The organism is Pseudovibrio sp. JE062, from assembly GCF_000156235.1.
Taxonomy (GTDB): domain Bacteria; phylum Pseudomonadota; class Alphaproteobacteria; order Rhizobiales; family Stappiaceae; genus Pseudovibrio.
This window is the reverse complement of the sequence record NZ_DS996811.1, coordinates 375247-389270: the sequence shown is the minus strand read 5'-3', so window position 1 is coordinate 389270 and position 14024 is coordinate 375247. Positions and strand designations below refer to the sequence as shown.

General features: G+C 56.2%; 12 protein-coding genes. 6 read left to right on the top strand and 6 right to left on the bottom strand.

Translation table 11 applies throughout. The annotated features are described in order from the left end of the window. The 3 genes from PJE062_RS18610 to PJE062_RS18600 form a co-directional block, all read left to right on the top strand. The coding region (locus PJE062_RS18610) for a type I secretion system permease/ATPase (RefSeq protein ID WP_208982389.1) at positions 1-1744 on the top strand (1744 nt) is incomplete at its 5' end. After that, positions 1737-3053, top strand: a complete 1317-nt coding sequence (locus PJE062_RS18605; protein WP_008551075.1) for an HlyD family type I secretion periplasmic adaptor subunit — start codon at positions 1737-1739, stop codon at positions 3051-3053. The genes PJE062_RS18610 and PJE062_RS18605, both read left to right, overlap by 8 nt. Before the next feature lie 376 nt (positions 3054-3429). Further along, the gene (locus PJE062_RS18600) at positions 3430-4611 is read left to right on the top strand and encodes a pyridoxal phosphate-dependent aminotransferase (RefSeq protein WP_008551247.1); all 1182 of its coding nucleotides are present in this window, start codon (positions 3430-3432) and stop codon (positions 4609-4611) included. Here PJE062_RS18600 and PJE062_RS18595 read toward each other — a convergent pair whose 3' ends face one another. Beyond that, the gene (locus PJE062_RS18595) at positions 4612-5595 is read right to left on the bottom strand and encodes a serine hydrolase (protein WP_208982388.1); all 984 of its coding nucleotides are present in this window, start codon (positions 5593-5595) and stop codon (positions 4612-4614) included. Between the two features lie 381 nt (positions 5596-5976). Between PJE062_RS18595 and PJE062_RS18590 the strand changes: the two genes are divergently transcribed. Then, complete coding sequence (locus PJE062_RS18590) at positions 5977-6450, top strand: RidA family protein (protein WP_008551103.1); 474 nt, start codon at positions 5977-5979, stop codon at positions 6448-6450. 42 nt (positions 6451-6492) lie between these two features. Here the strand turns inward: PJE062_RS18590 and PJE062_RS18585 are convergent, their stop codons facing one another. Genes PJE062_RS18585 through PJE062_RS18575 form a run of 3 tightly spaced genes read right to left on the bottom strand, consistent with a single transcriptional unit; the run spans position 6493 to position 10062 of the window. After that, on the bottom strand, positions 6493-8046 hold the full coding sequence (locus tag PJE062_RS18585; RefSeq protein ID WP_008551061.1) for an MFS transporter: 1554 nt from the start codon (positions 8044-8046) through the stop codon (positions 6493-6495). A 23-nt stretch (positions 8047-8069) separates the two neighbouring features. Continuing rightward, positions 8070-8969: an alpha/beta fold hydrolase gene (locus PJE062_RS18580; RefSeq protein WP_008551180.1), complete on the bottom strand. Its 900-nt coding sequence runs from the start codon at positions 8967-8969 to the stop codon at positions 8070-8072. Beyond that, complete coding sequence (locus PJE062_RS18575) at positions 8962-10062, bottom strand: patatin-like phospholipase family protein (protein WP_008550873.1); 1101 nt, start codon at positions 10060-10062, stop codon at positions 8962-8964. Before PJE062_RS18575 ends, PJE062_RS18580 begins: the two co-directional genes overlap by 8 nt. 327 nt (positions 10063-10389) lie before the next feature. Between PJE062_RS18575 and PJE062_RS18570 the strand changes: the two genes are divergently transcribed. Next, positions 10390-10899, top strand: coding sequence for a hypothetical protein (locus tag PJE062_RS18570; protein WP_008550961.1), 510 nt, complete (start codon positions 10390-10392; stop codon positions 10897-10899). 143 nt (positions 10900-11042) lie between these two features. Further along, on the top strand, positions 11043-11819 hold the full coding sequence (locus tag PJE062_RS18565; RefSeq protein ID WP_008551009.1) for an alpha/beta hydrolase: 777 nt from the start codon (positions 11043-11045) through the stop codon (positions 11817-11819). A gap of 30 nt (positions 11820-11849) precedes the next feature. On the opposite strand, the gene PJE062_RS18560 is transcribed toward PJE062_RS18565, so the two are convergent. Both PJE062_RS18560 and PJE062_RS26575 read right to left on the bottom strand, forming a co-directional pair. Continuing rightward, positions 11850-13571, bottom strand: a complete 1722-nt coding sequence (locus PJE062_RS18560) for an amidohydrolase (RefSeq protein WP_008550827.1) — start codon at positions 13569-13571, stop codon at positions 11850-11852. 93 nt (positions 13572-13664) lie between these two features. Then, positions 13665-14024, bottom strand: a 360-nt coding sequence (locus tag PJE062_RS26575) for a cytochrome P450 (RefSeq protein ID WP_037037594.1), incomplete at its 5' end; no start/stop codon positions are given.

Here is a 14024-nt window from a genome sequence, read left to right as displayed (position 1 = left end):
CAGCGGGCTGGAGGCTATTTTGGGTAAGCAATCACAAGAACATACATCCTACATTTCAGAAGCATTCCGGAAACTCTACCGGGCATTCTGGGGTATCGGTGGCATCAGCATGTTGATCAACCTGCTTATGTTGACGGGCCCTTTGTTCATGCTGCAGGTGTATGATCGCGTCTTGTCCAGCAGCTCCGTGCCAACCCTTGTTGTTCTCAGCCTGTTTGTGGCTGTGCTTTATATCTTCTACGGAATTCTCGATGGTCTGCGGAACCGGCTGCTGCTGCGTGTTGGCCAGCATGTCGATGAGCAATTGACCGGCCTTGCCTTTGAGGCGTCCACCCGCGTTCCGCTGGTGCTGGGTGCTGAAGGCGAGCGGTCCAGACCTGTCAGTGATCTGGACTCCATCCGGCAGTTTCTGTCTGGCTCCGGTCCATCTGCTATCTTCGATATGCCCTGGATGCCGCTTTATCTGGGCATCGTGTTCCTGTTCCACCCGCTTTTGGGCACCACCGCGCTGATTGGCGCGCTGCTCATCTGTGTTCTTATTGCGCTGAACGAGTTGTCATCTCGTCGTCCGGCTGCAAACACAGCGGTTGAAGCGAACAAGCGGACCACACTGATTGAAGCATGTCGGCGCAATGCAGAAAGCATTGAGGCCATGGGCATGATTGACCACCTGCGCGACCGGTGGGAGGACAACAATGATGTCTTCCTTGGCCGCCAGCGGGCAGCGTCTGATCGTTCCAACATCTTCACCACCATGATCAAGACCCTGCGGTTCATGCTGCAATCCGGTATCCTTGGTCTGGGGGCCTGGCTGGTGATCCAGCAGGAAGTCTCCGCCGGTGTTATGATCGCATCGTCCATCATGACCGCCCGTGCACTGGCTCCGGTTGAGATGGCCATCGTCAACTGGCGCGGGTTTGTCGCCGCCAGAGTTGGCATCGCACGCCTGCAGGAAATCTTCGCGTCTCAGGTGAAGCCAAAACAGCGTGTCTCCATTCCGTTTCCGCAGGAATCCGTTTCAATTGAAGGTCTGTTCTGCGGTCCGATCGCGGCCAAGGAAGCGTTTGTCAAAAACGTATCTCTGGAGCTGAAAGCAGGCGACGGTCTGGGCATCATCGGCCATTCAGGCTCCGGCAAATCCACGCTGACCAGAGCTATGGTTGGCATCACCAATCCGCTGAAAGGCTCTATTCGCTTTGATGGCGCTGAGCTGGACCAGTGGAGTGCGATGGATCGGGGGGACTTCATCGGCTATCTGCCCCAAGACATTCAGCTCTTTGACGGCACCATTGCGGAGAACATCCAGCGGTTCAAGCCGGATCAAGACAGTGACAAGCTGATTGAAGCAGCCCGCATGGCGAACGTTCACGACCTGATTGTAAGCCTGCCGGAAGGCTACAACACCGTCATCGGCGCAACAGGTAATGGCCTTTCTGGTGGTCAGCGCCAGAGGATTGCATTGGCCCGTGCGCTTTATGGCAATCCATTCCTGATCGTGCTGGATGAACCAAACTCCAACCTGGATGCAGAAGGTGAAGCTGCGCTGACCAACGCGATCCACGATATGCGCGAGCGTGGCTCCATCGTCATCGTCGTGGCGCACCGTCCGGCAGCAACCTCTGCCGTGGATCAGATCCTCGTCATGAATGAGGGTGAAGCAGATGCTTTGGGTGCAAAAGACAAGATCATGAAGCAGGTGATCGCTCCGCTTCGCAAGCCGCAGGAGGTCGTGTTAAATGGCTAGAAACACAGATAAATCCTACGATCTCGGCGCCAGCATTTCCCGCCATTTGCGGGTTGGTGGTTATCTTGCAGCCCTGCTGATTTTGGGCGGTGGCACATGGTCCGCCGTGACTGAGATTTCCGGCGCGGTTGTTGCTCCGGCCACAATCGTGGTGGAGACCAGCACCAAGACCGTGCAGCACCGCGATGGCGGCATCATCAACCAGATCCTCGTCAAGAACGGTGACTTCGTGAAGGCTGGTGATCTGGTTCTGCGGCTGGATGATACCCTCACCCGTTCCAACCTTGCGGTTTTGACCAATCAGCTTGATGAGCTCTATGCGCAGGAAGCGCGGCTTACCGCTGAGATTCAGGGGCGCAAAGAGATTAGCTTCAAGAAACGTGCGCAGAGCCCGCTGCACCGTGCGCATCTGATGATGATTGAAGAAACCCAGCGCAACATGATGGAAGCGCGGCAGAAAAATCATCTGAGTAAGCGCGAGCAGCTGCAAACCCAGATCGTCCAGTTTGAGAAGCAGATCGGCGGTCTGATCCGCCAGCGAGATGCAAAGCAGACAGAAGTGGATCTGGTCAATGCAGAGCTGGGCGGACTTGAGTCCCTGCGCAAGAAGAAGCTGGTGACCGAGTCCCGCGTGATGGCCTTCCAGCGTGAGCGCAGCTCTTTGGAAGGTGAGCTGGGTGGCATCATTGCTCAGATTGCCCGTTCAGAAGAAGCCATCAGCGAGCGGCGGGTCATGATCCTGCAGGCTGATGAAGAACTGCGCTCCAACAATCTGGAGCAACTGCAGCAGACACGGGCTCAGATTTCCGAGCTTGAAGAACGGCGCATTGCTGCGCAGGACGAACTCCGGCGCACAGAAATCCGAGCGCCGCAGAACGGCAAAGTGTTCGATCTGGCTGTTCACACCATTGGCGGTGTCGTCATGGGCGGCGAAGTGGTGATGAAGATTGTGCCGGAAGAAGATCAGCTGATCGTGGAAGCCAAGGTTCAGCCGGTTGATGTGGACCAGATCGGCCCGGATCAAGAAGCAACCATCCGTCTGCCTGCTTTTGACAAGCGCACCACACCAGAGCTGAAAGCACGACTGAAAACCATTTCGCCTGATCTGGTTGAAGACCCCAGAACAGGCAGCACGTACTACCTGGCGGAGCTGGCCATTCCGGAGAATGAGCTGGAGCGTCTGGACGGTAAATCTCTCATTCCGGGCATGCCGGTTGAGGCGTTCATCAAGACAGAAGACCGGTCCGTTCTGTCTTATCTGGTCAAGCCAATGATGGACCAGATCGCGCATGCGATGAGAGAGACGTAATTCACCTGGGGTTGATCCGAGTGTATCTGCGAATGATGGGTGTTCGCACAGATATGCCTCTAATGCCATAGATCCCAGTGTGATGGTGAGAGGTTGAAGCAACCGCCGCTCTTGTTGCTTCAGCACCCTCCTCCCGAGAGCCCGGATCCCTAATTCCGGGCGTTGAAGACCCGTGTAGTGCCTCGCCGCCGCCCTGTGCGAACACTACACGGGCTCTTTTTTTGCTCGCCAAACGCTTGATGAAATCTCTAGCCTCGCAACCTCCATTTGCTGATATATGATGAGCATTCAAGACAGTGATGTTTAGGGTCTTTTGAGGATCGAATGCAAAGCTGTGCTTGGTGATTGTTTCAAATCCGGGCGGACGGGCGACATATTGACTATTGAAGCAAAACAGGGGCTGGAAAGCCGTGCAATTCAGGTTCCTCCATCCATCACGCGAGAGCTGGCCAATGCGGCCATGAGCGTTGAGGGCCTTATTCCTTTGTGGTTTGGGGAACCAAACATCCCCACTCCAAAATTCATTTGTGACGAAGCAGCCCGCTCTCTGGCCGCGGGCGAAACGTTTTATGCGGAAGGGTTGGGACGGCCCTATCTGCGTGAGGCGATCTCAAGCTACATGAGCGCGCTTTATGGCAAGTCCATCGGTGTAGATCGCATTGCAGTGACCGTCTCCGGTGGCAACGCGCTCAATCTGGCCTTTCAGAGTGTGTTGGAGGAAGGCGATACAGTTGTCACGCTGACACCAGCCTTCCCGAACCTGCTCTCCATCCCCAAGCTTCAGGGCGCCCACACGATCACCCATGCGCTGGAAGTGAAAGATGGCAAGTGGTCTCTGGATGTGGAGGCGTTTTTAGAAACGGCGAAGGGCGCCAAGGTGGTTCTGCTCAACTCCCCGTCCAACCCAACCGGCTTCATGCTGACAAAGGATGAGATCGCGCGGATCATGGAGGTGCTGCGCGAGCGCGGGACCTGGCTGATCTCAGATGAGGTCTATGCCCGCACGGTTTACTCCGGCAAGGCAGCGCCGTCCTTCCTTGAGGTGTCTGAACCGGAAGATCGCCTGATCGTGGTGAACTCCTTCTCTAAAACATGGGCCATGACCGGCTGGCGTCTGGGCTGGCTCACGTTGCCACCAAGCCTGACACCGGTTGTCGAGAAGATCGCCGAGTTCTCCATTGCCAGCGCTCCACCGTTCTCGCAGCGTGCTGCCGTGGTGGCGCTGGAACAGGGCGAAGAGTTTGTTGCGCAAATGGCGAAGAACTATCAGCATGCACGCGATCTGGTGTGCAATGGCTTGCTCGCCCATGAAGGGGTGACCTGTCCGGTGCCGGAAAGCGCATTTTACGCCTACTTCAAGGTGGACGGCGTGACAGATTCCATCGCCTATGCCCGCATGCTGATTGAAAAAGCCAAGGTCGGTCTTGCGCCGGGGGATGCGTTCCTCGTGGGAGAACCAGGCTGGTTCCGCCTGTGCTTTGCGCAAACGGATGAGCAGCTCAACGAGGCGTTGGAGCGGTTGTCACCATTCCTTGCCAAAGCGCGGGAAATCGCCTGATCAGAACCAGTGATAGGAGGGCAGTGTCCCTCCTATTGTGTGCAGGATGAGCGGTTCTATCCCTTCAAACAGCTTTTCGTTGTTGGAAAGAACCACGATGCCCAGATCCTCTTCCGGGTAACCCACCGTGTAAGAGCGATAGCCCGGATTGCTGCCCCAATGCCAGATGGAGCTGTTGGGCTTGGTCGCCTGAATGCCCCAGCCCATGGACCAGCTGATCTTGCCCGTGATGGTCTTGTGTTTGTTCAGCATCCACTCCTTCACTTCCGGCTCAACACCTTCATCCATCATCGCTGCCAGAAAGCGGGCGTAATCCCCCGCCGTGGTGTGCAGGCTCCAGGCCGCATTGCCGGTCGTTGGTTTGCGTTTGCCGGTAATCCGGTCTCCGTCTTTGTCGTAGCCATAGCGGATGCGGTAGTTATAGGCATGCTGCCAGAGGAAGCTGGTGGAAGCCATGCCAAGAGGCTCAAACACATGGATGCGGGCCAGTGTTTCAAGGTTCAGCCCTGTCCGCCGTTCCAGAACCTGCTGCAACAAAGCATAACCGGAACCGGAGTAAGTGAACTCCGTGCCCGGATCAAATCGCAGTTTCAGCGGGTCTTTCTCGTCAAAGTTGGTGAGGCCAGAGGTGTGGGAGAGCAACATACGGGCAGTGATGCGCTTGAGGCGTGGATCAGCGCTCTTAAACAGGTCTGGTGCGTACTGATAAAGCGGACGTTCCAGTGACAGGATATCCAGATCCACCAGCTTTAATGTCAGATAAGCGAAGACGGGTTTGCCGAGGGAGGCGACCTCAAAGATGGGTTCTTGCGCGCCCTTTACGGTTTTGCCGCGGTTGGACTTGTCATAGAGGCGGATGAACTCGACTTTGCCGTCACGGATAACGGCCACGCTCAGGCTGGTTTCTGGGTTGCCGCGCTGGATGTCCTTGGCGTGCTTATCCAGCACTGTGATGATTTCGTCCTGCGGCGTTTCACGCTGCAAGGGCTTTGCCTCCTCACAGCTGCTGAGCGCCAGAACTCCCGCCAAACCTGCCAATATCCTTAAATGCATCAAGAATCCGCTCTTAAAATCAGTTTCCGTCAGTCTCTCACATGAGCTGTTGCACATAACTCAGGTCACGCCCAGAGCATACGCCTAAGAAGATGAATGAGAGATTGGTCTGTGACGATTAATTTGGGTCAAAGCTCTATGCAACGAAAATGGCACCAATGCGTCAGGTTGCAATTCTCCGGATCACTCGCGTCTCCATCCCTGCAAAAAACGAGGACTTGCTGTTGACCTCAACTTAGCTTGAGGCCTTACAAGCCCTGTTGTGAAACCGAAACCACGCATGTTTCGGTGAAAGAACAGAATGAGTTCACTATGAAAAGACTTGCCACTTTATCTATTGGAACCCTGATGATTGCTGCTGCCGGTATGGCACAGGCGGAAGGCCTGGAGCGCATCAACCCGCCGACCATTGTGGACACCAGCCCATGGGGCTTTTCGCAGGTTGTCGTTGCGCCTTCATCGGCAAAGACAGTTTACATCTCCGGTCAGTTCAGCGGCGATAAAGAGGGCAACGTGCTGGGCAAAACCGTAGGCAAACAGGCTGAGCTTGCCTTTGACAATCTGCGTAAAGCCATTGAGGCATCCGGCGGAAAGCCTGAGCACGTGGTGAAGATCCAGGTGCTTGTGGCTGGCCACGGAGAAGACAAACTCCATGCCATTGGCGAGCAGATCTCCAAGCTGTTTGGTGAGCACTTGCCTGCCAGCACGCTTATTCCGGTGGACCGTCTGGCATTGGACGGCATGCTGTTTGAAATTGATGCCACACTCGCGATCCCGCAGAGCTGATGGTGTCCTGCTCCTGCCAAGTCCATTGGCAGGAGCTGTCCTTTAATCATTGGCGGAGTTCATCGGCGGTGGGCCTTCGGGGCCTTGTGGCCTTTGCCGTGGGGTGTGGCCTTTGAAGGCCCAGAGCGACATGACAGCCGCGCCAAACAAAACAACAGCACTGAAGATATAAGCATCCGCCAGAGCCCGGCTGCTGATGGCCTTCAGGATGTAAAGTGATTGCGGCCAGCGTTCGTGCAGCAAAGCGGCGGCTGCAGGCTGATCACCCATGAACTTATAGAGCAGCAACTGCAAAAGCTCGCGGTCTTCATCGTTGGGTTCCATCAGTTCCGCAGCAGCGGAGATCATGGTTTTCTCCCGCCAGTTGATCAGCGCGCCCACGCAGGCAATACCAAACACACCGCCCACCTGCCTGCAGGTTTGCAGCAGGGCCGTGGCGCGGGCACGGGCGAGCAAGGAAACGTGGGAGAGTGCTTCTGTTGAAACAGTACTGATCAGAAAACCGAGCCCTGCCCCCATGAGGATCATGCCGGGGAACAGCAGCCACAGATTATTGAAGTGGATGACCAGCGCCTGTGTTGCAAAGCCAATACCCATGGCCAAACTGCCGCAAACCGCCAGATTGCGGAACTTGATATTACCCACCAGTCGCCCGCCAAACTGCGCGCAGATGATAATCGTCAGCACCACCGGCAACATGGAGAGACCGGCTTCAAGCGGCGTCAGGCTCAGCACGTTTTGCAGGAACACAGCGCCAAACACCACCTGCGCCAACAGGGCAAACGGAATGCAGAACAACAGCAGGCAGCACCCCAGATAGACCTTGTTCTCAAACAGCGAGAACTGAATGAACGGATGGGCCACGCGGTGCCTGCGGACAAACAGCAGAGAACAGGCAAGGACGACAAACCCAGCTGAGACCACCCCCTCGCCCAGTGACAGGCGATAATCTCCAAACAGCTGAACAGCCACGGTGAAAACAAGCAGCGCCATCACGAACAGGATGGCGCCCTGAAAATCAAAGCTGCCCGTTTCCTTGTTGGTTTTGCTCTTGCCAATGGCAAAGGCCATGATGAGCACGGCCAGCCCAATGGGCACGTTGAGCAGGAAGACAACACGCCACGAGAAGAATTCCACCAACAGCCCGCCCACCAAAGGCCCGCAGGCCAGGAAGAACAGCCCGGCTCCCACATAATGGGCCAGTGCCTTGCCACGTTCATCTGCCGGATAGGCGGAGAATACCAGCGCAGTGGCGGCAGGCTGCATCAGGGCAGCTCCTGCCCCCTGAAACACGCGGGCGGTGATGAAGAACTCACCCGTTGGGGCATAGGCACAGGCCAGTGAGGCGGCGGTGAACAGCGCCACGCCCATGCGTAGGGACGTGAAGTAACCGAACTTGTCGCCCAGCCAACCACCGCACATCAGCATGGAAGCCAGCGCGATCAGGTAGGCGTTGACCGACCATTGCAGATGCACTGGACCAAACATAAAGGTCCGCTGCAGCGAAGGCAGGATAACGCCCAGTACAGTCTGGTCGATCATGACCAGAGCAAGTGCCCCGATCATATTCAACAGAACCAGATGTTTGCGGGCCATGCTCGCCTCCACTCTCGTACGGCTCAGGCACGGTTTTCAAATTGCCCCATGAACCCTTCAAGGGCCTCAAGGCATTTTGGTTCATCCAGAATTGGACAGTGACCGCGATCAGGAATGTCCACGGCCTGCATGCGCGGTGCCATGGTTTTCATGGAGCGGATCGTTTCAGCGGATGTGACATCAGAAAGCTCCCCACGAATGGAAAGGATCGGCAGGTCCAGTTCTGCCGCCCGCTCATGGGCCTTCCAGAGATCGCGGTAGGCCTCTTTGTTCTCAACGAGCGCGACACCCAGATTATCGTCATAGCGGTGGTGCCACTTGCCGTCTTTCAGGCCGAACATGGAAAGCGCCATACGCTCCCATTTGTCATCGGGCAGGTTCACAAACTGATTGCCCACATGCTCTTTTACCGTTTCAACAACGGCGCTGAGTTCGTCCTCATCTTCCAATTGTCCGGCATAGCCGAAGATACGCGACATACCTGCAAATTCGATCGTGGCGCCCAGATCGTTCAGGATGGTGCCTGCCAGCATGTCTGGGTGGTCTTCTACCATCAGCATGGCCAGTAGTGCGCCGAGGGAGGAGCCAAGCAGAACAACGGGTTGCTCGCCGGTGAACGTCCAGAACTCGTAGATATCGCGAATGTAAACGGTGGTGTTGTAGTTGCTGTAGTCGGGGTCATAATCCGACAGATCCCGCCCACGCAGGTTTAGCGCGTAGATTTTGTAGGACTTGCTCAGCTGAGCGGCCATAGGGTCCAGATCGCGGGCACAGCGGGTCAGGCCCGGCAGAGCGATGATGGCTGGCTTTTGTGAGGTGCCATTGCCGTAGACGCGGTAGTTCAGCTTGATGCCGTCAGAGGTTTCAAACCACTTGTTCTCATAGGCGCCGCTGTCATACTTGCGCTCATCAATCTCACTCATGAGCACCTCTTTTTTTTTTCTTCGAACCCGGCGTGTGGTGCGAATGAGTACATTCCGTCATATAGCCTTCGTGCTTCTCGTTGAGGATGGCCTCAATCCGATCAGCATTTTTGATCAGCGCGTCATCAGCGGCCAGATAGCCGGTCTTGATGCGTTCGTTGATGCTTTTGGGTTCAAAATCCACCACACCGGTCAGCGCATTGTGCTCTGCATTGACGGTGATGATGTGAGAGAGCGCGCGCATTGTCATGAGGGACTGGTAATGCTCGCAGTCCCGAATGGGCGAGTCTTCCGGCACCAGTTTGTCCAGATCATAAAGCATGTGGGAGTAATGCTGAGCGGACTTGTCGCCATCCAGCATGAGCCAGAATTTGTCCTCAAACACCAGCTCTGTCATGCGGTAGACGGCTTCTTCCACGGTGGTGGGAATGATGCCTTCCGGGCAGAACAGCTCAATCAGGAAGATCGGCATATGGGAGATCTGATGATCATCCAGAATGCGCAGCAAAGAGCGGATGGGCGTATTGTCGTAAAGCCCGCCATCCCAGTAATAGCTGCCGTTGAGCTGAATGGGCGGGAAGCCGGGCGGCAGGCTGCCGCTGGCCATGATGTGCTTGGAGGTGATGTAGTGATCCCGGTTGGAAAACCGCTCAATCTGCCCTGTCGCCACATTGGTTGCCGTGATCACCAGTCGTGGCGCCTCCGGGCTGTTGAGACGTTCAAAGTCGATGAACTTTTCCATGGTCTCCAGCGCTGGCGTGATGTCGTAGATGCTGGGGCGCTTCTCGGCCATAAAAGAGGGGGCATGCAGCTTGAAAAAACGCGGGTGACCCATGCTGGCCCGCAGCAGTTTCTGGCTGGAATGCCAGACAAAGCCCGGCGCATGGCTGAGATGTTCCCATAAGGCGTGCAGGGTTTCAATCGGGTCTCCGAACTTGGGGGCAGCGATGACAGCAGCGTTGAGGGCACCAATGGAGGTTCCGGTGATGATCTCCGGCACATATCCCGCCTGATAGATGCGGGTCAGGGCACCAACCTCATAAGCTCCAAGAGCTCCACCGCCTTGCATGACAAGGCCAATTCCTTGTGTCATCTACCGTCCTTCCGACAGGGTTTCCTGCATTCCCCCCGGCGCACCCCAGCTGGCAGAGAAAGTACGCTTTCTCATCCAAACCAGAGAACAGACGTGATGATGAGCGGCCCGATAAAGCCCACCTCACGGATGAAGCTTAGGCGCGAACCTCCAAAGAAAGCATAAAGCTTGCCCAAAAATCATGCGGTTTTGAGAAGGCAGCGGTGGTTTGTCTTCGTGACCTCTCCGGTGAAAACCGGAAGGCGATTGCAACCACCCAGACGCAAGCCTCTCCTGACACTATGGCTCCTTACAAAATTTGCCATGATGTAATGAAGTCATAACTTTATGAAAAACAAATACTTATATAGCTTCGCACAGAAGCTGAAGAACCTGCGGAACCTAGCCGTACTCGCTCTGCTCGGGCTTACACTCGCAGCCTGCCAAACGACCATTACGGCGAAAGACATTGAAGAAGCCCAGGTGAAGGTCGCAAAGCTGACTGTGACGGGCGATTGGAAATTTGAGGGGCTGAACAATGTTCTGGGCGTTGACTACGATAAAGACGTAATCGTTAAGGTCACAAAGAAGGCCCTACAGACCAAGTTGAAAGAGCTGCATGGTCCGAGACGGGTCAACGTTGACGTCAAAATTCAGAGCTTCTTCATTTCCAATATGGGGTATGACATCCTCTTCGGGACTGGTGCATCCTCTATGTCGGGCCTGGTAACGGTTATTGATGCGCGGACAAAAGAAGTCATTGTCAAAGACGCAAGGATCGGCACAGCAGTCGCGAACCACGAAGTGTTTGCTGAACAGGTTGTGGCGAAGGTTTTACGGGCGACAAAGAAGCCTTGATGACTTGATTTAGCTGCCGTTGCTCTCTGCAGCGGCATGCTGCTGTTAAATTGCGAGTTCCGGGCTTACACTTCGTTGAGCCTGAGCTGATAAAGCGATGAGGGTGGGGCTCTATATGGAGCCCCGTTCTTTAGGAGCTTCGGATGTCTAACAGCTCTCTGCCTCCAGTCCTGCTTTTGACTGGCACCAACGCTGCGGCGTGGTCGATGGAGAATGTGCGGGCGTCCCTTGAGGCTGCCGGATATGCCTGCCACAGCCTCACTTACCGATATCATGACCTGCCGCCTGGACCAGACCGCGATGCTAAGCTCACCGGGCTAAGCATCGCTGATTACGTGGAGGATGCACGAAAAGCCATTGAAGAAATTGGCGAGCCTCCGGTTGTTGTCGGCCACTCGATCGGCGGGTTGATTGCGCAGATACTGGCAGCCGAGGGGGCTATAAAGGCAGGCGTTCTTCTCAACAGCAGCATTGTGAACGGTACTCTGCCGACCACGGACGAGGAGCGAGACCTCGGGAAGCTGCTCATATCAGCAGGCGCCTTTTGGGAAAAGGCAGTGGAACAGGATTTTGAGCTGCTGGCGAGGTATGGGTTCAACACGCTGCCGGACCATCTGCAACGCGACATCCATGCACGTCTTGGCTCCGAGTCCGGTCGGGTGCTGTTTGAGTTCTTCTTCTGGATGTATGACGTTCATCAGACCACGTTTGTGGACTCAGCCAAGGTCACATGCCCCCTGCTCTTTGTTTCAGGAACCGAGGACAAGGCTGTGCCGCCAAGCACCGCGCGGGTGATGGCTGAGCGCTATAAAACAGCGGAGTTCCTCGCGGTCGACGGAGCCTGCCACTACATTCAGTTTGACGAGCAATGGCCGGAGGCAGCTGCCAAGATATGCGACTGGCTGAGCCAAAATCTCTGAGGTCTGCTATCCCTTAAACCAACCTGTCTCCTAAGTGCTGGTCGGTTCCGTCTCATCCCCCATCAGCATCTTCCAGACGGCCTTGATGGCCAGTTCCGGGTCAAACCAGCTGACGAAACGGGTGTCCACGGGTTGGCCGTTGCGGATGGTGAGGGTTGGGCGGATCAGGCGCAGGCCTTCCGGGCGCATCACTTGTGGGTTGCCGTTGAGCAGAGTGAAGTCAGCCTTCATGCCCACGGCAATCATGCCAAGTGTGTCCTCCTGCCCCAGCTGACGGGCTGCATCAACAGTCATCGCCTGCAGAGCTTCTTCCAGCGTCACCGCATGATCTGCCCCAACTACCGTGTTCCCGCTTTGGGAGGTGCGGGACATGGCGGTTTCCACCGTGCCCATGGGGTTCATGGGCGTGGCGGGGTGATCTCCGTGGAAGGTGACCACGGCCCCCGCATCCTTGGCATCGCGCACAGGCATGTAACGGTTCATGCGGTTGCTGCCGAACAGGTCTTCCAGCTGGTCGCCGTAAAAGGTGATGTGATCCACGAAGAAGCCAAGGGAGACACCCAGATTAGTCGCCCATTGGATCTGCTCTCGGGTGATCAGTGCATTGTGCTCCAGCCGGTGCTGAATGTCATCACGCGGGTCTTCGGCTTGAATGGTGGCGATGGCCATCAGAGCCTGATCAATGGCCCGCTCGCCCTGCACATGCATTGCCACCTGCCCGCTCTTCTTGTGCACCTGGCGCAGTTTCTCAATCAGATCCGTATCGCTCATGTTGAGCTCGCCGTGATGGCCTGAGGAGAGGCCGAGCCGTTCCAGCACCAGCTCAGAGGTTTCATAGGGGTGATAGGTGGCGGCAGCTCCGGTGAATGGAGAGCCATCCAGCCAGAACTTGGCGCCCAAAATGGTGAAGCGATCATCGCCGCCAAAGCGCCAGTTGGGTAGCTGATCTTCTGTTAGATAGAGATAGGTCCGTACCGGCGGGTTATCCTCCAGCCCTATGCGCTGCAAAAGGCCCACCGGATTTGGGTGGCGGCCCACGGCTCCCGTCACGCCGATGCTGGTGTAACCCGCCTTGGCATAGTCCGTATACTTCTTGCGCACCAGCAGTTCTACGGCCTCATCGGATGGGGCCGGAATTGCGGAAACAACGCGGTTGATCTCCTCCAGCTCCCGCAGCATTGGTCCGCGGCCTGGGTCAATGCCTGCTTCTTTCAGGGCAGCTGAGTTGGCGTAGGCCTCATGCATCATCTGGGTCAGAACCAGCATGGGTTTGTCAGGAGAGATGGCGTCCAGCTCTGCCAAAGTTGGCGGGGAAAGGTCTTTGATCGCGATCGGATCCCAGCCATAGGCCAGCACCCAGGGGGTCAGGCTGTACTCATCCGCCGATTCCTCAAGGGCCTTCATGATTTGCGAACGGCTGTCGTATTTGAAGGCGCTGATGTCTGTGGCGGCGCCCAGCAAAGCGGCGGCAATCGGGTGGGTATGCGGTTCAATCAGACCGGGGATCAGTGTGCCTTTGAGGCGGATGAGCTTGGCTTTGTCCTGATTTTCCAGCTGGCGCACATCGCCTAACGCCATGATTTCGTTGCCATCAACCAAAATGGCCTGCACCTGCGGGCGCTCCGGGTCCATGGTCAGAATACGGTCGGCGGTGATGATGTACTTTGTTGGATATTCTGGCGGCAGGGAGTACCAGTAGTAGCCAGCAGCGGCGCCTACAATGACAATGACCAGCCCAGCAATCCAACGCATACCAACCTCCTCCTTCTTACCCTTACGGAATGATGCATATAATTGGCAGGGACGCCACCCGATAGTTTCGGGCTTTTCGCAGGTTTTGCTTCCCTAATGGGTCATATGACTGCGCTTGATGAGCTTGCATCGGATCTCAGACTGAGACCGCAGCGCAATTCCCGTTTCCGGAAAAACCTCCTCCGGCTTTTCTGCCTTGAAGTTGTAATGGCGCGTCACCCCAGCCAGCACAGAGGTGGCCTCAACCGTCGAGAAGCTAGCTCCTGCACACACGCGTGGCCCAATACCAAACGGCATGTATGCCCCGGTCATGGGGTCGTCGTCGCGCTCAAACCGGTCCGGATCAAAGTGGTCGGGATGGTGCCAGTAAGACCGATGCCGGTGAACGATCCAGGGTGAAATGATGATCAGCGCCCCGCGCGGGATTTTGTGTCCGCCAAGGGTGGTCTCTTC

Excerpts from the sequence above, each read along its gene's own strand:
- PJE062_RS18605 (WP_008551075.1), top strand. The coding sequence starts at position 1,737 with ATGGCTAGAAACACAGATAAATCCTACGATCTCGGCGCCAGCATTTCC.
- PJE062_RS18590 (WP_008551103.1), top strand. The coding sequence starts at position 5,977 with ATGAAAAGACTTGCCACTTTATCTATTGGAACCCTGATGATTGCTGCT.
- PJE062_RS18585 (WP_008551061.1), bottom strand. The coding sequence starts at position 8,046 with ATGGCCCGCAAACATCTGGTTCTGTTGAATATGATCGGGGCACTTGCT.
- PJE062_RS18580 (WP_008551180.1), bottom strand. The coding sequence starts at position 8,969 with ATGAGTGAGATTGATGAGCGCAAGTATGACAGCGGCGCCTATGAGAAC.
- PJE062_RS18575 (WP_008550873.1), bottom strand. The coding sequence starts at position 10,062 with ATGACACAAGGAATTGGCCTTGTCATGCAAGGCGGTGGAGCTCTTGGA.
- PJE062_RS18570 (WP_008550961.1), top strand. The coding sequence starts at position 10,390 with ATGAAAAACAAATACTTATATAGCTTCGCACAGAAGCTGAAGAACCTG.
- PJE062_RS18565 (WP_008551009.1), top strand. The coding sequence starts at position 11,043 with ATGTCTAACAGCTCTCTGCCTCCAGTCCTGCTTTTGACTGGCACCAAC.
- PJE062_RS18560 (WP_008550827.1), bottom strand. The coding sequence starts at position 13,571 with ATGCGTTGGATTGCTGGGCTGGTCATTGTCATTGTAGGCGCCGCTGCT.